The sequence below is a fragment of the Pantoea sp. Lu_F5_004 genome (genome assembly GCF_051136245.1).
GTDB lineage: Bacteria > Pseudomonadota > Gammaproteobacteria > Enterobacterales > Enterobacteriaceae > Pantoea > Pantoea agglomerans.
In genome coordinates this window covers 1,665,170-1,688,218 of sequence record NZ_CP194946.1, presented here as the reverse complement: position 1 = coordinate 1,688,218, position 23,049 = coordinate 1,665,170, and the positions used below count along the sequence as shown (strand labels likewise).

The 23,049-nt window shown below is 54.7% G+C and carries 13 protein-coding genes and 1 tRNA gene; 4 read left to right on the top strand and 10 right to left on the bottom strand.

Translation table 11 applies throughout. The features are described 5' to 3' along the window. Positions 1 to 2 precede the first annotated feature (2 nt). A complete protein-coding gene (locus ACR8BN_RS07710) occupies positions 3 to 482 on the bottom strand; it encodes a very short patch repair endonuclease (protein ID WP_425024838.1) in 480 nt (159 codons plus the stop codon). Between the two features lie 189 nt (positions 483 to 671). Between ACR8BN_RS07710 and dcm the strand changes: the two genes are divergently transcribed. Continuing rightward, positions 672 to 2,048, top strand: coding sequence for a DNA (cytosine-5-)-methyltransferase (gene dcm / locus ACR8BN_RS07705; RefSeq protein WP_031593193.1), 1,377 nt, complete (start codon positions 672 to 674; stop codon positions 2,046 to 2,048). Positions 2,049 to 2,091: 43 nt separating this feature from the next. Here the strand turns inward: dcm and ACR8BN_RS07700 are convergent, their stop codons facing one another. Together ACR8BN_RS07700 and ACR8BN_RS07695 are read right to left on the bottom strand one after the other, a co-directional pair. Next, positions 2,092 to 2,373, bottom strand: coding sequence for an Arc family DNA-binding protein (locus ACR8BN_RS07700; protein WP_031593192.1), 282 nt, complete (start codon positions 2,371 to 2,373; stop codon positions 2,092 to 2,094). A gap of 71 nt (positions 2,374 to 2,444) precedes the next feature. Beyond that, positions 2,445 to 3,149 (bottom strand): phosphohydrolase, encoded by a 705-nt coding sequence (locus ACR8BN_RS07695; protein WP_064703594.1) that lies wholly within the window; start codon positions 3,147 to 3,149, stop codon positions 2,445 to 2,447. A 611-nt stretch (positions 3,150 to 3,760) separates the two neighbouring features. On the opposite strand from ACR8BN_RS07695, the gene ACR8BN_RS07690 reads away from it, so the two are divergent. The 3 genes from ACR8BN_RS07690 (at position 3,761) to ACR8BN_RS07680 (ending at position 5,572) form a co-directional block, all read left to right on the top strand. Further along, positions 3,761 to 4,438 (top strand): hypothetical protein, encoded by a 678-nt coding sequence (locus ACR8BN_RS07690; protein WP_010247721.1) that lies wholly within the window; start codon positions 3,761 to 3,763, stop codon positions 4,436 to 4,438. Between the two features lie 178 nt (positions 4,439 to 4,616). Further along, positions 4,617 to 5,393: a DgsA anti-repressor MtfA gene (mtfA, locus tag ACR8BN_RS07685; protein ID WP_425011970.1), complete on the top strand. Its 777-nt coding sequence runs from the start codon at positions 4,617 to 4,619 to the stop codon at positions 5,391 to 5,393. Positions 5,394 to 5,496: 103 nt separating this feature from the next. Continuing rightward, positions 5,497 to 5,572, top strand: a tRNA-Asn gene (locus tag ACR8BN_RS07680). Positions 5,573 to 5,956: 384 nt separating this feature from the next. On the opposite strand, the gene ACR8BN_RS07675 is transcribed toward ACR8BN_RS07680, so the two are convergent. The 7 genes from ACR8BN_RS07675 to ACR8BN_RS07645 form a co-directional block, all read right to left on the bottom strand. Next, entirely contained in the window at positions 5,957 to 6,226 is a 270-nt protein-coding gene (locus ACR8BN_RS07675) for a hypothetical protein (protein WP_203583870.1), read from the bottom strand. A 42-nt stretch (positions 6,227 to 6,268) separates the two neighbouring features. Continuing rightward, a complete protein-coding gene (locus ACR8BN_RS07670) occupies positions 6,269 to 6,496 on the bottom strand; it encodes a hypothetical protein (protein ID WP_163657647.1) in 228 nt (75 codons plus the stop codon). Further along, entirely contained in the window at positions 6,496 to 17,787 is an 11,292-nt protein-coding gene (locus ACR8BN_RS07665; protein WP_434747489.1) for a hemagglutinin repeat-containing protein, read from the bottom strand. The genes ACR8BN_RS07670 and ACR8BN_RS07665 overlap by 1 nt, the downstream gene beginning before the upstream one ends. Positions 17,788 to 17,802: 15 nt before the next feature. After that, positions 17,803 to 19,470, bottom strand: coding sequence for a ShlB/FhaC/HecB family hemolysin secretion/activation protein (locus ACR8BN_RS07660; RefSeq protein WP_434747488.1), 1,668 nt, complete (start codon positions 19,468 to 19,470; stop codon positions 17,803 to 17,805). A gap of 412 nt (positions 19,471 to 19,882) precedes the next feature. After that, positions 19,883 to 20,038: a hypothetical protein gene (locus tag ACR8BN_RS07655; RefSeq protein ID WP_010670871.1), complete on the bottom strand. Its 156-nt coding sequence runs from the start codon at positions 20,036 to 20,038 to the stop codon at positions 19,883 to 19,885. Between the two features lie 148 nt (positions 20,039 to 20,186). After that, the gene (locus tag ACR8BN_RS07650) at positions 20,187 to 21,299 is read right to left on the bottom strand and encodes a lactonase family protein (protein WP_434747487.1); all 1,113 of its coding nucleotides are present in this window, start codon (positions 21,297 to 21,299) and stop codon (positions 20,187 to 20,189) included. Positions 21,300 to 21,495: 196 nt separating this feature from the next. Further along, positions 21,496 to 22,905 carry an EmmdR/YeeO family multidrug/toxin efflux MATE transporter gene (locus tag ACR8BN_RS07645; RefSeq protein WP_010670873.1) on the bottom strand — a complete coding sequence of 470 codons (1,410 nt, stop codon included), beginning with the start codon at positions 22,903 to 22,905 and terminating at the stop codon, positions 21,496 to 21,498. Positions 22,906 to 23,049 lie beyond the last annotated feature (144 nt).

The window sequence follows — 23,049 nt, the reverse complement described above, 5'->3', positions numbered from 1 at the left end:
GATTAGCAATCGGCGTTGTAATGATGAATGCCCTGATGGTCGATTTCGGCACTCTCCGGCATCGCCAGCAGCCACTCCTCCAGCCGCTCCAGCAGATCCTGATCCGTCAGGCGCAGTTTGCCACGTAGCGCACACTCCCAGATGATCAGCACTTTCCAGCCGCTCTCCTGCAGCTGGCGCACATAACGCCGGTCACGTTCAACGTTGCTGTTGATTTTGCCGGTCCAGAATTCTGTGCGCGTCGCCGGCAGTTTAAACAGATAGCAGTGATGACGATGCCAGAAGCAGCCATGAACAAAAATAATTGCCTGATGTTCTGTCAGAACGAAATCGGGCCGACCCGGCAGGTTTTTATCCTGCACGCGGAAGCTGAAGCCCTGATCTTTCAGCAGCAGCGCAATACGTTGCTCAATGGCCGTATCCTGAGCGCGAATGGCACGCATATTTTTGCTGCGTATTTCGCTGGAGTGAACATCAGCCATAACCTCTCCTTTTTTGCTGGTCCTTCAACTTTAGCCTGCGCCACGAAAAGCGAAAGCCGCCGCACGACGACTTCACACAGTGTGCCGCAAAAACAGAACATTCCGGGGGCTGGCACAGGGCACATCCAGGCAATTTCCTCACAGCGTCTGGAGTGATAGCATAGGCACCTTACTGTTAAGGAAAAACGCATGCATCCCGCCGCCCTCGCTGAACCACTCTCTGCTGCACTTTCATCTGCTGATGCGTCTGAACTCTTTCAGCAGGTGCTGGCAATCTATTCGGTTCGTGATCTCACGGCCCGCCTGCAGCAGGCAGGATTTTCCTGCTGGACGCCGGCACTCCTGAACCGGATTCGTCAGGGTAAAACCGCCCTGCCACCGCTGTGTGAAGCGGAACTGTCGCTGTTACAGGGGCTGCTGCCGTCCCGTCCCGCCCATTATGATAATCCTGAATTTCGTTTTATCGATCTCTTTGCCGGTATTGGCGGCATTCGTAAGGGGTTCGAGGCGATCGGCGGCAAGTGCGTGTTCACCAGTGAATGGAATAAAGAGGCGGTCCGCACTTACAAAGCCAACCACTACAGCGATCCGCTTGAGCATCACTTCAATACCGATATCCGTCAGGTCACCCAGCCGGAAGGTCTGACCGACGATGAAGCGATATACCGCGCGATTGATGCGGCAATCCCTGATCATCAGGTGCTGCTGGCCGGTTTTCCCTGTCAGCCCTTTTCGCTGGCGGGCGTCAGCAAGAAAAATGCGCTGGGTCGGGCACATGGCTTTGAGTGTCAGGTACAGGGCACGCTGTTTTTCGATGTGGCCCGTATTCTGGCTGCCAAGAAGCCGCCGTTCTTTGTGCTGGAGAATGTGAAAAACCTCAAGAGTCATGACAAGGGCCGCACCTTCGCTATTATCATGGAGACGCTGGATGAGCTGGGGTATGACGTTGCGGATGCGGGTGCCAGCAGCCCGGATGCCAAAGTGATCGATGCGCGTCACTTCCTGCCGCAGCATCGCGAACGCATTGTGCTGGTGGGTATTCGCCGTGATCTGAAAAAGCAGGATTTTACACTGCGCGATATCCGACGTTTTTACCCGGCGCAGGTACCCAGCCTGCAGAGCCTGCTGGAGAGTGCGCCGGATGACAAATATATCCTGTCACCGGTGCTCTGGCGCTATCTCTACCAGTACGCGAAAAAACATAAAGCCAAAGGCAATGGCTTTGGCTTTGGCCTCAACGATCCGCGTAATCCTGACTGCTGCGTGCGTACGCTGTCAGCACGTTACTACAAAGATGGCTCAGAGATTCTGATCGATCGCGGCTGGGACAGTGCGCTGGGCGAAGCGGAGTTTCAGGATGCCGGTAACATGGCGCGTCGGCCACGCCGCCTTTCCCCGCGCGAGTGCGCCCGTCTGATGGGCTTTGATGTGCCAGGCCGCGAGCCGTTCCGCATTCCGGTTTCGGACACTCAGGCTTATAAGCAGTTTGGTAACTCGGTGGTGGTGCCGGTGTTCGCAGCGGTGGCTCAGCTGTTGCTGCCACATATTCGTCAGTTGAAGTCGTAAGCACCGTGAAATGAAAAAACCCGTCTGGCGACGGGTTTCTGTTTTATTTCTTCTTCTTGCTCTGCTTCTTCAGCAGCAGCCGAATCTGCTTCAGCTCTGTTGCATTTAATGCATCGGTCTTCACGTCAGTGGCACTGGATCCCTCAGTCCCCTCTTCAGTGATATCCTGGTTATCAATCGCCGGATGTGGATGCGTTTCCAGACTGGCCTGCAAACGTTGCACAATCTCCTGGCTCATCGAAATCTGATTTTCCAGCGCCAGCTGTTTAATCGTTTCTTTCAGCTCAGGATCAATTTTAATCGTTAAATTAACAGTTTCGGTCATCGGGCAGCTCCTTTTTGTTATTGCTACACGCTACCGGATGACCGTTTCGATTAATACACTGTCACAAAAATTTAATATTCAGCCCGTAATGGGGTGAAGTCCCGCAGCACACCCTCATCCATTCCCACCAGATTGCCCTGCAGCTCGGCATAAAGCTTCGCCATATAGCGCACCAGGAAATCGGCGTTATGCTCAGCCAGCATGCGGCCGGTTTCGGTGTGCATGGTTTCCGGCAGACGCAGCAGCTTCTTCTGGAAATGATCCAGCGTCCACTTAACATCATTCAGCTCGCGATCTTTACCCAGCGGGTCCTGGCTGTCGAACAACGGCCGATTCAGCGCCCCGGCGGTATAGAAGACCCGCGCCAGCCCGATCGCGCCCAGCGACTCCAGCCGGTCAGCATCCTGTACAATTTTAGCTTCCAGCGTCTGAGGCGGTATGCCGGCGCTGAAACTGTGGGTTTTAACGGCATGCATCACGGCATCAATCTTTTCAGCCGGGAAATCGAGAAAGTCCTGCTGCAGAATGCGCTGGGTTTCCGTCGCGGCATAGGTAGAGGCGAGATGGCGTTCCGGATGATTCTTCGGCAGGTTCACCACATCGTGAAAATAGCAGGCGGTCAGCACCACCAGCGGATCAGCGGGCGTGCCGTTCATGATTCGCTGTGCGCTCATCCAGACACGCCGCAGATGGGCGATATCGTGCGCGCCGTCGTCGTGGATCCAGTTCGCCTGAAACCAGCTTTCATAGCGAGATTGCCAGAGTGTGAGTGACATAATCTATCTCCCTGTAGTGATCGACAGCAGTTTTTCTGTCGCGATCAGTGCGCAAACGGCAAGCCATCATAGCGACTGGCTAATGACACTTTTTTTACAGTGCAGTTGAAAAGAGCAGCGCTGCCAGCGATTACGGGCAGAAAAATGAGATCTGGATCATCTGTATAGCATCTCTGTTACACAATAACCGCAATTTCGGCTGTTTTCAGTCTTTCCTCAGTGAATTGCTGCTAAGAAAATTAGTTTAACAGGCGTAATGTTTGGTTCGATCTTAACCAACTTCCTGCCTCATGCTCAGCGTTTTTTTGTCACGCGATTAAGTGTAAAACTGCACGTTATGACAGGTGAAAAAGTCTGAAAAGGTTCCTATTTTTACGGTTATAACGTACTGTATCCGGGCTATTCGTCGCTTTTTGCCAGTTGCGTGATAAGCTTTGGTGCGCTTTTTGCATTTTGCTGGTTTTTAACTACTAAAGTGACAATTATACAGTGACAGTCAGCCTACAAATTATTAAGCAAAATGATTTAAAGCTTTTATGATAACTCTCAGATGTGAAGCAAATGGACTTTTACAGCAGTAACCGGGTTCTACTAATAAAAAGAGGTAATCCATGAAAGAACGGCCGATTCTTTTTTCCGAACAGCGTGTTCGTGCCCTGTTGGTTGGCCAGCAAACGCAAACCCGGCGCATTATGAAAACTCAGGCTTTCGGTCCGGGACAGGATCATCACGAGGGCGTACACGCTTTCGATGTGAGTGCTAATCATCTGCATGGTTATAAAATGATGTCGATGACGGACATCAGCTATCAGTGTCCTTACGGTAAACCGGGCGACGTGCTCTGGGTGCGTGAAACCTGGCGTGGCCCGATGGTACCCGAGCAGTATCTGGCCGATTATGAACGCGACCCGACGCCCTTCCGCCAGCCAGAATATTGCCAGTATCGTGCAGACAGCAACGAGCTGGGCCAGCATGCACTGAGCACGCCGGAAGCAGAGCAGTTTGGCTGGCAAACCGCCATTCATATGCCGCGCTGGGCCAGCCGCATCAATCTGGAAATTACCGGCGTGCGCGCCGAGAAAATTCAGGACATCAGTGAAGATGACATTATGGCGGAAGGCGTTCAGACCGATTCGCACTTCCTCAACAACTTCTTCACCATGAACGTCAATTCTGAATCGCCCAAAGAGGCGTACCGTAAAGCCTGGGAAAAACAGTATGGTGCGACCAGCTGGGAAGTGAATCCCTGGGTGTGGGTGATTGAGTTTCATCGTATTGAGCGCAACTGACGCCCCGGCCCCACGCTTTGCGGGCTGAATCACAGACAACGACCGTGCTAACGGGTTGAATAGACGGCCCTTAGCCCTGTCGCCAGATGAACAGTGCCAGCATGGTGTTTCGATGCTGGCATTTTTATGTCTGGCGCGTCAGGATAGCGAAATAGTCCGGTTCTGTGCGGGAGTTGCGATGTTTAAATGGCCCTGGAAAACGCATAACGACGCCACCCTGTCTGCGCTGCCGTGGCAGCATGGGCTGGCGCAGCCGATATTCAGCCAGCTGGATGAGGCTGAACAGCAGGCGCTGGTTGAGCTGGCGCAGCGCTTTCTGCAACAGAAAAAGCTGGTGCCGCTCGACGGTGTTCAACTGGATGAACTGCGCAGTGTGCGGATCGCCCTGCTGTTCTGCCTGCCGGTGCTGAAACTGGGTCTGGAGTGGCTGGACGGTTTCCACGATGTGTTGATCTATCCCGAGCCGTTCGAAGTCGACGATCAGTGGCAGGATGACGATGGGCTGGTTCACAGCGCGCCTGCGGTTCACGCCGGACAGAGCTGGACGCAGGGGCCGGTAGTCCTCAACTGGCTCGATATTCAGGACTCGTTCGATCTCTCCGGCTTTAATCTGGTGATCCACGAAGTTGCGCACAAGCTGGATGCCCGCGGCAGCGGTTACACCAGCGGTATTCCGGTCATGTCGCTGCGTGACGTCGCACTCTGGGAAAAGGATTTGCGTGCCGCGATGGCGGAGATAGAGAGTGAAGTTGAACTGGTGGGTGAACAGGCCGCCACGATAGATCCCTACGCCGCCAGCGATCCCGCTGAGTGCTTCGCCGTGCTCTCTGAATATTTCTTTACGGCTCCGGTTCTGCTGGCAGAACGTTTTCCCGCCATGTATCAGCATCTGCGCCAGTTTTACCAGCAGGATCCCCTGCCCAGAATCGCCGCTGACACTGCGCAAACTGCTTAAATCACGATCGCTTTGCGTTAAAGCTAGCCAGTTGAATGATAATGTATTTTTTGCTGTTGACACCTTAGAGCGACGCCGTTAATATTCGCCTCGTTCACACGATTCCTCTGTAGTTCAGTCGGTAGAACGGCGGACTGTTAATCCGTATGTCACTGGTTCGAGTCCAGTCAGAGGAGCCAGATTAGAAAAACCCGCTCAGGGAAACCTGAGCGGGTTTTTTGCTTTTCAGCGATCCCAGTTTTGTCTTCCTGACTGACTGTTCATCGCAACTCGGCTGCGGCTGCTATTACCGAGACCACCGTTAAGTCTGGATCAACGCAGGCTGTCTGGCGCAACGCTGCCATGATGTTATGGCGAGCTCTGATTTATCAATAATAACAGCGTTGTTGGTTGCCGGATTAAAGTACACTTTCGAGTCTTTCACAAAGCCATAAGTACCTTTTTCAAAACTAGCTTTATCATCCATGTGAGTTTTAATAGCTATTTCAAAATAGCTTAATTGTATCTGGACTCTTCTTCGTCGTAACAATGTCAAAATCTATGGCATGCTTGAAATTTTTATCTTACTGCTTTGCACTAAACGTTACACTTTCAGAAATAATATCAGTGCTTACATGCGGTATTTTCTTACCCGGCAACATAGTTCCGGCAAGCATTCCGCCAGTGGCTTCCAGCGCCAGCTGGTTCCCCAGGGACGCCTGCCTAAAAGTAGCTGCAACCGCAGACCCGGTATCTGCAAGTGCATTGATAATGCCGTTGGCGATAGAAGAGGTTATCCCTTCCCCCAGCTTTTCCCAGACTTTTCTCTTCAGACATTCAGCTGCCTGTTTCACTGTTGCCCGCGCCTGATCACCCCTTCGCGCACTATTCTCAAATTACCTTCTTTTTAGGCTAGATAAAAACAAAACACCAATACCTAAAACCAAACCAATAACGGCACCTCTTTGTATCGAATCGAATAAATTCTCTCGCCATTCAAAGAAAAAGCCTCCATTACTTATCATAAAAACAGATGCCACACCTAACCTAACTAAAAATAAAGTTAATGTGGTTATAAGAAAGAAATAAAATATTAGCTTTATGGCTAATACTATATTTTTCATTATTTATTCTCCAACTGTTTTTGAAGTTCAGAGCCAGCGACCTCTGAAGCTCCGGAACCAATCACAGCTCCAGCCAAACCAGCTGCTTTTTCTGAAATTAAAGGTAGGTATTTATTTCCAACCTCTACTGCTTTGCCTCCTGCAACCCCAACCCCCGTACCAACAGCAGCGCCAGCTACAATTGGAAGTGCCTCTTTTCCTTGCAACTTAGCCCCTGCATAAGCACCTGTAATACCTGCTACTTCAGTGAACCAGAACCCCTTACCCTGAGTGAGTCCGCTGATACCTGTAGCGATAAGTGCATCAGTGGCACTGAAGGGGTCGCCGCTCTGTAGCTGATTCAAAATATTTGCAGAACCGCCTATAGCACCTGCACCGATAATACTTCCGGCCGTTGCACCAGATGGTAACAGAACAGGTGCAACAACAGCAGTAGCTCCAGCTCCCCACGCTGTTAATAAGCCAGTTGCCGCATTCTGGCCAGCAGGCAATTGCCCCGTTACCAGTTTATCAGAGGCATACTTAATTTCTTCAGGTGTTGCCGGATTCAGGACTTTGCCAGTTTCATCTACAAGATTGGTGTTATTTACCAGTGATCCCTGGGCTTGATTATTATCCCAGAAACCACTACCAAATCCGTCTATGCCTGACACCGCATTATTCTCAACCGCATTCTTCCCGGCAACCGCGCCGCTCGTCGCTGCAGCACTGCTGTTGCCCGCCATTCCGCCCGCCAGTCCTGCCGCCAGCGTGCCGAGCAGGCTCAGCTGCTCGCGATCTTCCTGCCCCAGCGCCGCTATCTTCTCCGGGGTATCTGCACCCCAGTACTTCTCTGCGATGTAGCGGGTGGCCAGCTCGCCGCTGAAGGCACCTGCCGCACCCGCTGCCGCACTCCCGCCCGACATCTGCGCAGAAACTGCACCCCAAACGGCATGGGCCATGGCATTGGTTGCCACATCAACGTTGCCGGAAGCGTCGGTCGTTTCCTTCTTAATCAGCTGAGCTGCCCACGGATTAAGGCCACCTGCGACCGCCTGACCTGCATTGCCGGTCACCAGCCCCGTCAGAATACTGCCGACCGTCTGTGCGACCTTCTGAGATGTACTGCCAATACCCCACTGCTTCATCTCCGCCTGATACTCTGGCGAATCACGCATTTTCTCCAGCCATTCTCCCCGCTGTTTTTCCGTTGCTCCGGCAGGCAGCGTCTCGGCGTTCTTCGCACTCTGCGCCTTCTCAAGCCCTTTGATATCGCCCATGGTCGTGACAATATTTGTCATCTGACCGCTGATTTCACCGGCTAACTGAGCCGTCTGAAGCCGCTTCTGCTCTTTCTCTTTGTCAAAGATCGCACTAATGCTGTCGTTGGCATGTTCGGTGTCACGGCTGAGGTCTGCCACATCCTGCTTCTGGTTGACCCGGTCGCGGATGATCACGGTGCCGTTTGCCACCGCCGACTGCGTGGTGCCTTCGGCATGGCCGTTGTTGTTCAGGCCCGACAGCAGGGTGCTAGCGGCGTTGGACGCCACGCTGGACAGCATCTGCGCACCCATGCCGCCACCGCTGGACAGCGCGATGCTGCCGCCGCTGTGGCTGACCCTGTAGTCCGCCGCATTGCCGATATCGGTGAAGCCGAGCGTACCGGTATCCAGACGGTTGTCTGCCGCATCGCCCTGGCTGGCAATCACTGCACCGTTCAGTTGGGTATGATTGCCGACGGTGATGTCAAAGCCGCCGTTACCGGCATAGATACCGCTCTGCTCCTGCACGCTGTCAAAGTTGCTGTGCATTTTGTCCTGATTGACGCTGGCATAGCCGGACACCGACATTGAGCCAAAGGTAAAGCTGCCGCCCGCGCCGTAGCTGGTCTGTTTTGAATCGTAACGGTCGCTGTCCTGCTGGCTGGTGATGGTCAGATCCCGGCCCACATCGGCCGTCACCTGATTACCGCTGACCTGCGCGCCGTTGAGCGTGGTATCTCTTCCACTGTTCAGGCTTACCCTGCCGCCGCTGTCCAGGGTGGTTTCAGACCAGCGCGTACCGTTGCCGCTCTCCTTACCTTTGGCACCGTTAACGCTGGCAAAAATGCTGATACCCGCGCTGCCCTGTCCGGCACCAAAACTGATGCCCACGCCGCCGCCGCTGCTGCTGTTTTTACCGCTGCTTTCCTGAGTGTTGGCCGCCCCGCTCAGCACAATGTCCCTGGCAGCATTGAGGCTGCTGTCACCTGCGGCTTTCAGCTGGCTGCCGGCGATAAGAATGTCGCCGCTGTGCTCGCCACGGCCCTTACCGGCAGAGGTAATGGAGAGGTTCTTACCGGCATTGAGCGTGGATCCGGCGACGCTGTCGGACGCCTGATGCTGCTGCGATTTTGATTTCTGTGTGGTCAGGGAAAGGCTGACGCCCAGGCCGTTGTTGGGATCGGCGCTCGCTTCCGCCAGCTGCCCGCCCAGCACGGCCTGCACGCCTGAAAGCGCGGCTTTGGTAGCCTGCAGGGCAGCAAGGCGACCGTCACTCTCTTTTTTCGATGTCTGCGCCGCCGCAACCGCGTTATTAATGGCTTCACCCACCACCCCGGAGAGCGCCAGCGTCAGCCCGCTTTTTTTCTGCTCAAACAGTTCATCATGAGTCCGTTTATCATGACCCGGATCGATGATCACGCTGTCGCCGGTAATGGCGAGATCGCGCCCCGCCACCAGATCTGAGCCGCTGACATGAGCCTGTCCGCCCGCAACAATGCTGACATTACCGCCCGTACTGCCCACCGTGCTGGCACTCTGGCTCTGGGTGGTGCCCTTGTCACGTAAGTCATGGACCGATTTACTGCTGCCTACAGTGATGCCGATGCCACCGGTTCCCATCAGGCCGCTTTTCTTAGTTTCCGAGAAACGCCAGGTTGAGTCCGTGTTGGTCGCAGCAACGATATCCACGTTGTTACCGGCCCTGAGCGCTACCGTGCCATCGCCTACGACCTGAGAACCCTGGACAAGTAAATTGTTGCCCGCATTAAGCGTGACATTATCGCCGCTCAGTAAGGTGCCATTTTCACGGGTGTCACTGTCTTCGCTGATGGTATGCGTGGTCTTTTTACTCAAAAATCCTTTTTTGGTTTTGGTCTCTTCTTTGTAGGCATAATCGCTTTCAGTGGCGGTGGTCAGGTTGATGTCGCGTCCGGCACCCACTGCGATATTACCGCTGGCCGTAACCTGAGCCGCTTCACTGTTAACATCCCGTCCCGCTTTAACCGTCGTACTGCCACCACTGGCAATTTCAGTGCCCTGCTGGCGTACCGACTCATTGATCTCAACCTTCTTACCGGATTTGTAGCTATTACCAGAACCGGTTTCAGCCGCCAGCAGATTGACATCACGCCCCGCCTGCAAGGTGACGTCTTTGTCTGCGGCGATGCCTGCCGCCTGGCTATTGAGATCGCGTCCGGCCTGAAGTGCTAAATCGCCGCCACTGGTCAGCGTCGTGCGATCCAGACCGGTTGAATGGGTTTCACGTTTGCCCTTCACATCATTCTGGCTGGTCGTCGCGCTATTGAGATTAAGATCGTTACCGGCTGCCAGCGCCGCGTTTTTACCGGCGCTGATGTTGCTGGCGGTAACCGTCAGATCGTGGCCCGCCTGCATCGCCATATTGCCGCCTGCGGCGATCTGGCTGCCGACTGTGGTGACGGTAGTTGTGCTGGTTGGGTCAACTTTTTGCCAGCGGTTTCCGAAGCCGGATTGCGCGCTGCCAGTGACGTTCTGGTTCCCGGTGATAGCAATATCATTCCAGGCGTTCAGCAGCAGATCGCCACCCGCTTTGAGGTTAGCGCCGGTGACGGTAATATCGTTGCCCGCCTTAAGGCTCAGAGAATCCAGTGACGTGATGCTCGCCGTTGGCCCGCTCAGAGTTTCGGTATAGGATTTCTTCGCACCCTTACCGTTGTCTGCATCCAGATGCCAGAGCTGTGATGTGGTCAGGTTGTTGATGTCACCGTTAACACTCTCCAGTGCCACCTTTTTACCGCTGATAGTCGCGCTGACGTTGTTGATATCATTCAGTGCGCTAAGCTGCAGATCACCCCCTGCATGGAGCAGACCGGCGTTGAGGTTACTGAGCGTGTTCTGACTGTCGATGGTCAGATCGTTTTTAGCCATCACGCTACTACCGGTGTTGATGACGTTCCCGCCTTTCAGCGTCACGTTGTTACCGGCAATTACGCTGCCATCACGCATCTCCACATCTTTTGTCGACAGATAGAGCTTCGGCACCATCACCGTTTCACCGTTGATGGTGGTGGCTTCCCACCAGACCATACTCTTGTCTAAAGAGGCGAGTTGCCCGGCAGAGAGTGAGACACCAAACTCCAGTCCCAGCGACTTTTGCGCCGCCGCAGCGTTGTCCATCAGATAGCGCATCTGGGCGAGATCGGATCCCAGGCCATTGATGTAGCGATTACCGGTCTGATTCAGTACCGCATTGCTGACGTAGCGGGTATCAAACGCCGCATCACCGAGAAAACGATAATCATAATCTGGCTTCAGGTTCAGGCGGCTCAGCATGTATGAGGAGCCGAGGAAGGCGTTCTCGTCTGTGTATTGAGGCCGCGTTTCCTGTAAAGGCGTGGTGGCAGGCTGTTTGCCCAGTTTTGCGTTCAGCTCACCAAACAGGCTCTGATCCAGCTGGCCCAGACCATTGAGTTTGGGGTTAACCGTGATCAGATAGCGGCTATTGGTGTTCGACGCAACAAAGTAGCCGTTTTCGCCAGACGGTAATGGATAGGCGCTGATATCAACGTTTTTCACCTGATATGACTTAAGTGATGAAAGAGCAACTGATCCGCTGGCATCTTTAAGTGCGCCTGACGAGCCGAGGCTGGTAAGGCCTTTCTGAGCAACCGCGTTTTGGGTAAGGGGAACATTGTTATCACTGGTTGTGTCCAGTTGACTTCCGCCGATAATTTCCTGAAGTGCACTCTTAAGCTGATCTTTCCATGCAGGCGAGTTAATAGACACTTTATCGGCCGATCTGAATGATTTTTTCTGTTCTCCGACGCTGATTGACTGCTGGCTGAGGTGTGTTAATTCGGGTGTCGCTAATGTGTCGATCTTTCCACTGACGTGAGAATCACTGGAGGTATTGCTAATATTCTGGCTAAAGACAGCATCAATATTGTTACCTGCCTGAATAACGCTTCGGTAAACGTTTCCACTTCCGTTGGTTTCATATACCGGACTGCCATCAAGCGTATAACCAAAAGAACTCGACGTAGCGCCACCGCTATAACGATAGATCTGGTAAACCGTTGTCGTACCATCCGTCCAGCTTTGGTTATTCAGTTCAGTCCCTGACAGCGCCATATTATTACGTGCAAGCAAAGAGGAGGCGGAATTATCCAGTTGTGCGGCTTGCACATTCAGGTTTCCCCCCGCCGCAATGCGTCCAGCTCCTCCGCTTGCATTTGCTGTTACGGCGATGGACTGATACGCGACTTTTTGCACCTGGACATCAGCATTCGGTGCATAGCTGTACGTATGGGTTTCCCAGTCATCACCATGTCCGTGATGATATTGAGTCCCACTGATGTATTGGTGGTAATCGCCGGGTTTAAACCATGAGAACGGAATTCTGACATTTGTTCCCTTAGCCCAGGACGGGGTAACAAGCTGAGTTATCTCTTCTTGTGTGCTCAACCCATCCCTTGTATTCAGCAAATGTCCCGTATTAATCGTGATATCACCGTTCTGCGTTTCGATGGTGCCGGAGTTATTAATCACCTCGCCGTTGGCGTTCCCTGCCGCGTCGCCCTGAAGCCACATACTGCCGCCTGCCAGCATATCGGCACGCTGGTTGCGGATGCTGTTGGCAAAAAGAGAGAGATTGCCGGCCGCATAGAGCAGCGCGTTATTGACGATGCTGCCCGGTGCGCTGAGGGTCAGATTGCCCAACGTACCCGTAAAACCATCAACAGTGATATCGCTGCGGCTGGCTAAGTTAATATTCCCGCCGCCCTGCAGACTGCCATTCCCGTTCATGGCGATACGGTTGCCGCTGAACGCACTGTCACCCGAACCGGTAGTGAGCTGACCATTATTAGTGAGATCGCCGCCTGCGCTCAGCGTCAGCGCGCCGCCCTGCATCGTGCCCTGGTTGTCTATCGCGCCATTACTGCTGACAGAGAGTCGCCCGCCCGCAGCCAGCACATCGCGACCGGTAAATCCATTCGCGATTTCCAGCGTGGCATCACCCAGCGCCACCACCTGACCGGTCTGGTCAAAGCCATTGCTGTGAACCAGCAAACTGCCGCCACTGAACAGGTGACCGCTGCTTTGCTGATTAACCTGAGCGGCCATTACGCTCAGCCGGTTGTTACCCAGCAGCGTGCCGCTGTTGTTTACCTGCTGATAATTGACCTCAAGATTGCCGCCCTGGGCTGTGCCCTGGTTGCTGAAGCCATTGCCGGTCAGCGTGCCCTGACCGTCGGCCAGCAGCGTACCGTTATTGCTGGCATTGGTGGCATTGAGAATCAGCTGCGACGCCTGTAACCAGCCGTTGTTATTCAGCTGCGGCGTATTCAGTGTCTGCGCGCCACCCGAGAGCCACCGGCCATCGTTTTGCGTTAAACCGGTTATTGTCGCGACACCGTTGCCATTGCCCTGAATCAGGCCATAGTTGAACAGTTCAGGTCCGTTCAGCGTCAGGGCGTTTTGCGTGATCATGGCGCCATTGCCGCCATTGGTGATGCGCCCACCGGCATTGACCAGCAGGCTGTTGTCACCCTGTAAGCGCCCGTTGTTATCAACCGCGCCCGTGGTGATCTGCAGATCGCCGCCCTGCACGCGTCCGGCATTATTAAGCGAGGAGGACTGAAGCGTTAGCCTGCCTGCGCTGAGTAGCGTTTTATCCTGCTGCTGGGTCAGTGCACCGTTAAGGCCAACAGTCAGCGCCTCCACACCGGTGACTGAGCCGTTATTGTTTAACGTGTCGCCCCGGAGCGTCAGGTTTCTGGCAATCCATTCACCCTGATTGGTCAGCGTCAGTGCCTGCAGTGCCGCAGTGCCATTCGCTGAAATCTTACTGCCAGCGCCCGCATCAAGGCGATCCGCCAGAATCAGTTGCAGCGCATCCGCACTCTGGATCGCGCCATTATTGGTCAGTTGCCGGGCATTCAGCAGGATCTGCTGTCCCTGCCAGCTGCCGTTATTCACAACGTCCCCGCCGTTAATGTTCAGCGTGCCCTGCGTCAGCAGCGATCCTCCCTGATTATTGATCAACTGACGTGATGGCGCGGCCAGCGCCCTGAGCAGCATTCGCCCGGCCACCTGTGGCGCAGCGGCAAACGTTAACGCCTGCAGACCAATCAGGCTGCCCTGATTAATGACGCTGGCGGGTGAAATGGTCAGGGTTTTGCCCTGCACCGATCCGCTGTTATTCAGCGCGACACCGTTCAGCACCATCGCCCCTTCGCTGAGCAGTGAGCCGCTGTTGTTCAGCGTGTTCGCCGTAACCTGTGCGGTGTTCTGACTCATCAACGAGCCGCTGTTATGCAGTTCATTGCTGATGCGGGCGTTCAGATCTTTGCTGCCCAGCAGCGATCCCTGATGCAGCCAGTTATCAGCGTTAACCGTTGCCTGCTCGCCCTGCAGCGTTCCCTGGGTGTTGAGCTGACCTGCGGTCAGCGTCAGCGTTCCGCCGCTCAGCGTTTTGCCACCGGCAGATTGCGTGATGTTATCGGCCTGAGCAGTCAGCGCCGTGTTGCCCTGTAACAGACTGTCGTTGTTCAGGCTGGTGCCCTGCAACCCCAGGCGGTCCGCCATTATTTTGCCGCTGTTGCGCAGCGTGGTGGCATTAAGGTCGCTCTCTCCCTGGCTGACCAGCGTGCCACTGTTGATCAGATCGCTGGCGATATTACCGCGCAAGGCGCTGATGCCATTGATGCTGCCGCGATTGTCGAGAGAATCCAGCGTGACGTCGAGTTGCTGGCCCTGCCAGCTGCCATCATTGATCGCGTTACCGCCCTTGACGATCAGTCGATCGCCGCTCAGCAGTTGCCCATTGTTGTGGTTGAGGGTCTGAGCAAATCCGAGATCCAGCAGCGTGTCGCCCTGAAGCAGCCCGCTGTTTTCCAGCGTATTACCGCTGGCGCTGAGTTGCTGTGCCGCAATCTGGCCGCTGTTACTGAGCGTTTGTGCCTGCAGGTCGGCCTGCTGGCCGGTCACGATCTGTCCCGTACTGCTGTTATTCAGCGTATCGGCAATCTGAAGATCGAGGTCATCGCTCAGCAGGCGTCCGCTGTTGTTGAGATGGTTGCCGTTGACTGAAAGCTTACCGTTAACCTGCAGCAGCCCGTCGTTATCCAGTTGATCAAACGTCAGCGTCAGCGGTCCTCCGGCGATTAACTGGCCGCCCTGGAGGTTGTGGAGTTGCTGATGATCCAGCGTTAAGGTGCTGTTGCCCTGCAGCAGACCGCCGTTACTGAGCACTGGCGCATGCAGGCTGAGGTTATCCGCCGCCAGTGTGCCTTTGTTATCGATCTCTCCAGCCTGTAAATTCATCTGCTGCTGGCTGATCAGACTTCCGCTGTTATCCAGCACACCCCCGACCTGGGCTGTCAGTGCCTTTCCGGCGCGAACACTGCCACTGTTCTGCAACGCCTTCGCGTTTAACGCCATCTCATCGGCCTGCATTGCGCCGCGGTTATTCAGTGAAGTGATGTTGCCGTTCAGGATGCCGTCACTCAGCAACTGTCCGCCCTGCTGATTATCCAGCTGGTCGCCTTCCAGCGTAATCTGCTGATTACCCTGAATCAGGCCACTGTTAATAAGGTCGCCACGCAGCGTCAGCGCCTGAGCAATCAGCCAGCCGCTGTTGTCAGTGTGATTCGCTTTTAGCGCGATGCCCTGTTGTCCCAGAATCTTGCCGCTATTGACCAGCGTGTCGCTTTGCAGGTCGGCGTCGGCTTCACTGAGGGCATTGCCGCTGTTCTGCCAGCGATCAGCATTCAGTGTCAGCTGTTTGCCCTGCATCAGTCCGCTGTTGTCCAGCGTCTGCTGTTGCACATTCAGCTGGCCTGCGCTGAGCAGCGTGCCGCTGTTGATTAACCCGCTGCCCTGCAACGATACTGCCTTGTCGCCCTGGAGTGTTCCGCTGTTATTGATCTGGCTGACATCGCTATTCAGCGTTGCGGCGGCGATGATGCCCTGATTAGTCAGTACATCGCCGTGCAGCTGGAGTGGGTCACTGGCCAGCAGTTTGCCACCCAGCTGATTATCCAGATGCCCGTACCGGGCGCTGAGGCTGGCAGCGTTGATTTCCCCGCTGTTGTTCAGCTGGTCGCCGCTGACAACCAGTGTTTTGCCGCTGGTGATCAATCCGCTGTTATTAAGCTGTGGCAAATCGAGCGCAAAATCGTTGTCGGAGCTGATCGTCCCCGCAGCAAGGTTATCCAGCATTCCGGCATGTAAAGAGAGCTGATTAGAGCCCTGAAGCAGCCCGCCGTTACTGATTTGCCCGGCGGTCAGCGTCAGATTCGGTGCGGTTAACGAGCCCATGTTACGCAGTTGTGCACTGTTCAGGATGAGTGCGTTCTGACTGCTGATAGCCCCCTGATTTTCCAGCCTGCCACGAGCGGTCAGTTGCGCGTCACCGCGTGCAGTGATGGAGCCATTTTGTTGTAGCGTATCGCTGTTAATCACGGCATCGCCATGACTCACCATCTCGCCACTGTTATTCAGGGTCGGGGCATCGATTTGCAGACGCTGACTGACCAGATTGCCGCTGTTGCTGAAGGTGTCGGCAACACTGAACAGTGCGTTGCCCTGTGCGGAGAAGATCCCGTCCTGATTCAGTCGATTAGCCGTGATCGTGGCATCACCCGTACTGATCAGTTTGCCGCTGTTATCAAGAGTGCCGCTTTGAATGTTCAGGCTGCTGCCACTGATTTCATCGCGGTTCGTCAGCTGTCCGCTAACAGCCACAGTGTTTTTACCCTGAGCCAGCAGCTTACCGTCCTGTTGCAGAGTGTTAGTGCGAACCTGCACGTCACCATTACTGGTCAGGCTGCCACGGTTAGCGATCTGCGCGGCCTGGATATCGAGTGTTTTTGCGGCGGCCAGCTGACCGGCATTGTCCAGCTGAGAGGTGGCAGAGAGCTGCAGCGCGTCTACCGCACTACCGCTGCTGCTGTTATCAACACTCAGGTTGGCACCGCTGAGACGCACATTCTGGCCTGCTTTAACGCTGCTGCCTTTAAGCGTGATACTGCCCTGACTGTTGAGATCCAGCGAGGCGTCGCTGCCCAGCGTCGCTCCATTTAAGGCGATATCCTGCTGCGCTGTCAGCGCGACGTTACCACCCGCTTTATGTTCTCCCTGCAGGGCGATGCTGCTGCCTTTTGCATTCAGCGTGCCGCTGGTCAGGCTATTGTTGATGCTTAACCGACCCTGCGCATCCAGCACCATATCGCCCTGACGGGCATTAAGATTGCCGAGATTGACGCCAACGCCGTTTTCGCTGGAGACCAGATGGATGCGGTTGGCGTACATGCCGCCCAGCGCGCCGGTATCTACGGCGACCGATGGCGCAGCACCTTCGCCCGCGATGGGTGTCACGCTGCCATCAGCACCAACCCGGTTTGCGCCCAGCGTCACATTAAGATCTTTGGCATGGATGCCCGCGTTGATTTCGGTTGCGCGCGCAATGATCGAGACAGCATCTGCCTGGCTGCCATCCAGTCCTTTACCCTCAATGCTGATTGCGCCTTTCGTCACTTCAAGCGATTGCAGATTGCCCTGCGCATCAAGCTGCGGTTTACCGGTGGTCAGCGTAACGTTGGGCGTATTGATAAAGCCGCAGCCGTTACAGGTAATGCCATAAGGGTTAGCGACCATCACGTTGGCCGCTTTGCCCGCTACCTCGGTATAGCCCTGCAACTGTGAACGGTTAGCACCCACCACCTCATTGATAATGGCCCGGGCTTCCTGCCCTGCTTTGAGATTCGGGTTGTTCTGGACAAGTCCACCCAGCTGGGTCTGCGTCAACCGGCCGGTTGCGTTGTTCAGGATCAGCCCTTCCTGACCCACGTTGTAATTCTGATACTGGTTATGCGACAGGCCCGCCGCATTTGGCGTCGCGATATTAATGACCGGGACACCATTCCCGGCAGCATCGACTTTTGTCCCTGGTGTGACGGGCGCTATCGCCGCAGAAAAGGCGGGCAGCAGTGGCTGAAACGCGATCAGCGAGCAGATGAGATAGCTCAGCAGACGACGCGGCAGTGAAAGCTTTAATTGATCATCCATAATCGGGGCCTTTTTTTAAAAAACGAGTCCAACACGCGCGTAAACGCTGAGGCGATCGGGCGCAAGATAATTGGGGTAGCTGACAGGGATACCCAGCGACAGCTGAGTGGAAACATGCGCATTACGGGTGCCAAGTCCCAGCGAACTGCCCCACAGCGTGCCTGCTGCGTAGCGATCCTGTTTGTCGCTCTGGAGCCACCCGCCGTCCAGCGCCAGAGTGGTGCTGACCTCGCCGATTGCAGGCAGGGTAAACAGCGAGTAATTCAGTTCGTTACGCAGATAGCCGCCAACATCGCCGGAAAGGTATTGCTCCTTGTAGCCGCGAACCGAGTTCTCGCCACCAATCGTCAGGCGTTCGCTGCCATAGAGGCGATCCGGCGACCACTGAGCGTAAAAACTGCTGAGCCACCACATTTTCTGAGTGACAGGCCGCTGATAGCTGCTGCTGACGCTCCATTTACGGAATTCAGCTTTAGGAAAATCGTCGCTTTTACCCTTGTCGCTTTCCGCATCAAACCACGGCATTCCGCGGCTCAGCATCGGGTTCAGAGTGGCCACCCCACCTGCAATTTTTTGCGTATGGTTAAAACCGATCTGCAGACTGGTTAGTTTGCGGCTGCTGCTTTCAAGCAGGGTCTCATTCAGCCAGTTATGGCTGACGTAATGGTTCAGACCAAGCTGAAGGCCGGTTTTGATTTGCCCGTTGCGGAACAGCACCCACGAGCCGCTGAGGCGGTTAGAAATGTTGTCGCCATTGCTATACCAGTCGAAACTATTGGCGTTAAAGCGGCTGTAATAGTTGCTCCAGCTATAGCTGTAATCCAGCAGCCCATAGCCATAAGGCACGCTGACGCCCGCCTGGAAATTTTGCGCATCGCGCCAGTCGCTGAAAGCGCTGCTGCGACCACCGCTGACAAACCAGCGATCGGCAACACCCAGCAGGTCGTTACCCACCAGCGAGGCGGAAAGCTGACCGATGCCGGTGCTTCGCTGGCCGCTATTGTCCATATTCAGCCCCAGCGTCAGAGGAAACTCGGGTGTGCTGGTCAGATTGACAATGGAATAGCCCGGCTGAGTCGACGGAATGATTTCAATCTGAACCGGCGTAGTACGAAGCCGGTTTATCTGCTCCATACCCTGTTCAATGTCACGTAAATTTAAAATACGACCTGCACGGGTCGGGAACGCCATGTTCAGCTGACGTGCACTGGCACCCTGCAAATGAATCGCCTCAAGCTTTCCTTCCAGTACGGTGATATTTAATGTCCCGTGGGAAAGATTCTGTTCTGTCAGGAAGGCCCGGCTGGTGATATAGCCGCGCTGGACATACCACTCTGAAATGGCGCGTACCAGCTGATTAATACGGTCCAGACTCAGGCACTGATTGATATAGGGAGCGACAATTCTCTTCTGTGTATCAGGCGTGATTAAGCTCGCCTGTTGCAGTGAAATCTGGTTGATTTCAAAACAGGGGCCGCTGGCTGGCGCCGACTCGGTTTTTTGCAGCTCAACCTGATGCGCCTGTGTTAATGCGTCACGCTGCTGCTGATCCTGCTGCAACCGCTGCTGCTGCTGATTTTGAATAACGTCAAGATCGCCCGGCGTGACTGGTGCAGCCATGACATTGCTGATAAACAAACTGGCTCCGAAAACCAGCCACTTCCCTGTTTCAGGCATTTTCATCGAAGGATTAACAACGCTTATTGTAAGTTTTGTGTAAGCACAGGCGTGCAGATTACCACCTTAACAATCGGAAGTTCCTTATTGACTTAAAATAATGATGTGGTTTTACAAGAAGTAAAATTAGCGGTGATAAAACGTTTTCTAAGCCAAATTTGTAATGACTTAGCCACTTTCTATGTGCAGAGGTCATTTATGAGTGTTAAGGGAATGGATGTTAAGACGTGCGCTGATGAATATAGATCCGTGCCGGATTACTCATTCATATAACGACGCTGGGGTATTAAGTGGGATAAAAAATAATGATGTTGCTGTTTTTCGTGGTGAAGCCTGCTGGCTGAAATGACCAGCGCAATACAGATGCAAAAAGGCCCGCAACGTAGCAGGCCTTTAACCAGACAACATACAACAACCATTATTTTTCATGGTAGCGATGCACTGCCGGATAATATTCCAGTCCATACAGCTGGCTCAGCGGCAGCAGCAGTTCGACGTTAATATCATGCACACGTTCACTCGCCACAGGGCCGCTCAGCAGCTGTTCAAACCAGGCTATCAGTTTCTGTTTCATCTCAGGCTCTCCGCATCAGTTGATGCCCTGAGTAAACCCGCTTATGCCCCCGATCAGAAGCAAAAATTTCTGCGCTGCTTATGCCGGAAATGGCATAAGCAGTCCCCCATCTGTTTAGCCAGTGCCATACACCGGCTGCTCAAAACGGTTACTGCGTTATCAGCGTCACCCAGTTCGCGCCTTTACCAGCCGGGGCTTCAGCAACCCGTTTGAGTTCGCCGCTGGCGGGATCGATAGCGTAACTGCCAATCACCGCGCTCTTCTCCCCGCTGACGATCAGCCATTTACCCTGCGCATCAGTCGCAATACTGCGGGGCTGTTTTTCAACCGGCCAGCTGCCGATCAGCGTTAACTCACCCGACTGTTTATCAACCCGGTAGCCACTGACGGTGCTGGAGGTGCGCTCGGTCACATAGATAAATTGTCCGTCCGGGGTGATTTTGATGTCTGCCGCCCAGATGCGCAGCGTGGGATCGCTGTAGCCCGCCGGGCGCTGCTCGCCATGCTGCAGGTTATATTTCTTCGCCACCGCATTCGGCCAGGTTTTCTGCTCCGTCAGCGACCCATCCGCCGCGCGACGGAACTGCGTAATGGTGCCGCTCATCTCCGCGAGGTTATAGAGAAAACGATTGTCGGGCGATATCACCGAATGTCGTGCGCCGCTGTTCTTCTCGCCCTGAACAAATCCGGTTCCCAGCGGCGTTATCGCGCCGTTATCCGCAAAGGCATATTGCAGCACGCGATCCGCGCCAAGGTTGCCGACGTAGAGGGAATGATTGCTGACGTCGGTGATCACCGAATGGGCATGCGGCCCGGTTTTCACCTCCCCCGTGACCTGTGGTGTCACAATGCCTTTGTCATCAATCCGGTTACTGGTGACGATATCGCTGTCATAAGAGGCAGCCAGCAGATAGCGCCCACTTCTGTCGGTGGTGATCCACGGAAAGCTGGCTGCAACCGGCGTCACCGCCAGTTTCTGCAAGTCACCGTGCGAACCCGAAACGCGCCAGCTGATGATCGAATAAGGCGGACTCCGCAGCGCACCGTAGAGCCGTTTACCATCCGGGCTGGCCGCCAGCGGCATAATCTTTTTACCGGCAGGCGTATCGCCACGCCATTGCAGGCTGCCATTTGCCTCATTGAGCTGATAGCGGGAAACGGTGCCGGATTCGGCATTAGACACATAGACAAAGGTTGTCGCCCATAACGGGGCGCTACACAGCAGCGGCAGGAGTGCCAGCGCCGTTTTCAGACGGATCATAGGGTCACCTTGATAAGTAGTGTCTGCATCATTGCGCAGCAGGCATTACGCTAACCCTGTCTGAGAAGGCTGGCTTTGTGCAACTGTCTGAAATTCGGTTCGAAAGTCTGGAGATGTGACGGAGATGTTATTTTTAATGGTGCTGAAAGAGGTATGACGCCTTTCCCCGCGGCGGGGGAAAGGCGTGAACAGTGCGCTAACCGGTTTTCGCGATCATCTTTCGATAGCGGTTGAGCCACTTGCCGCTGTTAAGTCGCCACCAGAAGAAGATGCCACGCACCGTCCAGTCGAGGAACATCCCCAGCCAGACGCCGGTCACGCCCATCCCCAGTTCAATACCGAGCAGGTATCCGACTACCACGCGGGCGCCCCACATGCTGAACATCGACACATACATGGTGTAACGCGCATCGCGTGCGCCCTTGAGTCCGGCAGGCAGCACCCAGGAAGCGGCCCATAACGGCATAAACAGCGCGTTAAGCCAGATCAGCTGCTTCGTCACGTTAATCACTTCCGGATCGCTGGTATAAAACCGCGCCAGCAACCCGGCCAGCGGCACCGTCAGCAGGGCCATCGCGGTCAGGCAGACCGTCGCCAGCCAGAAGACGTGCCGCACCTGGCGTTCCGCCTGGAACACCTGATTCCTGCCCAGACGGGTACCGGTGATAATCGTTGAAGCCGAACCCAGCGCATTGCCTGGCAGGTTGATCAGTGAGGCGATAGAAAAAGCGATAAAATTCCCGGCAATCTCGCTGGTGCCCATTCCGGCAACAAACACCTGTGTCAGCAGTTTACCGCCGTTGAACAGCACCGACTCGATACTGGCAGGCACGCCTATACCTAAAACTTCCATCAGAATGCTGCTGTTCCAGCGCCGGAAATAGCTCGACAGCGTGATTTTCAGTGACGCGTTAAAGCCGATCATCAGCACGTAGATCACCGCGATCGCCCCGATATAGCGGGTGATGGTCAGTCCGAGCCCGGCACCGATAAACCCTAAACCGTCCCACGAGAAGCAGCCATAAATCAGCACGCTACTGATGATGATGTTGAGGATGTTCATGCCGCCGTTAATCAGCATCGGAATTTTGGTATTACCTGCACCACGCAGCGCCCCGCTGCCAATCAGGGTGATGGCGGCGGCCGGATAGCTCCAGGCGGAAGTCTGCAGATAGCTCAGCGCCAGCGCTTTGACTTTCGGATCGGCGGCACCGGCAATCGCATCGACGATCAGATGGCCCCAGAACTCAATGGCGATCACCAGCACAAAGGCGAGTATCGTCATCATGGCCAGCGACTGACGCGTGGCGGCGCGGGCGCGCTTGCCGTTGCGTTTTGCCAGGCTGAACGCCACCACCACCGTGGTACCGAGATCGATGGCAGCAAAGAACGAGATGATCACCATGTTGAAGCTGTCGGCCAGGCCCACACCCGCCATCGCCTCTTTACCCAGCCAGCTGACCAGGAAGGTGCTCAGTACGCCCATCAATAGCACACAGGCGTTCTCGAAAAAGATAGGCACTGCTAATGGCGATATCTCACGCCAGTAGAGCGTGCGATACGAACGGCGTTTCGGGTACCACGCCGTGCGCTTGATCGCCTGCATCACTGCTACGCCGGGATTTTGCAAAGGATTACCAAATCAGAAGAGACTGGACAGGAGTTCTAATGATGATAGTGGGCAGAGAAATATGCAAAGTCTTTCCGGTGCAAATTAATCATGGTTACAAACTTTTTAATGCCGCCACGG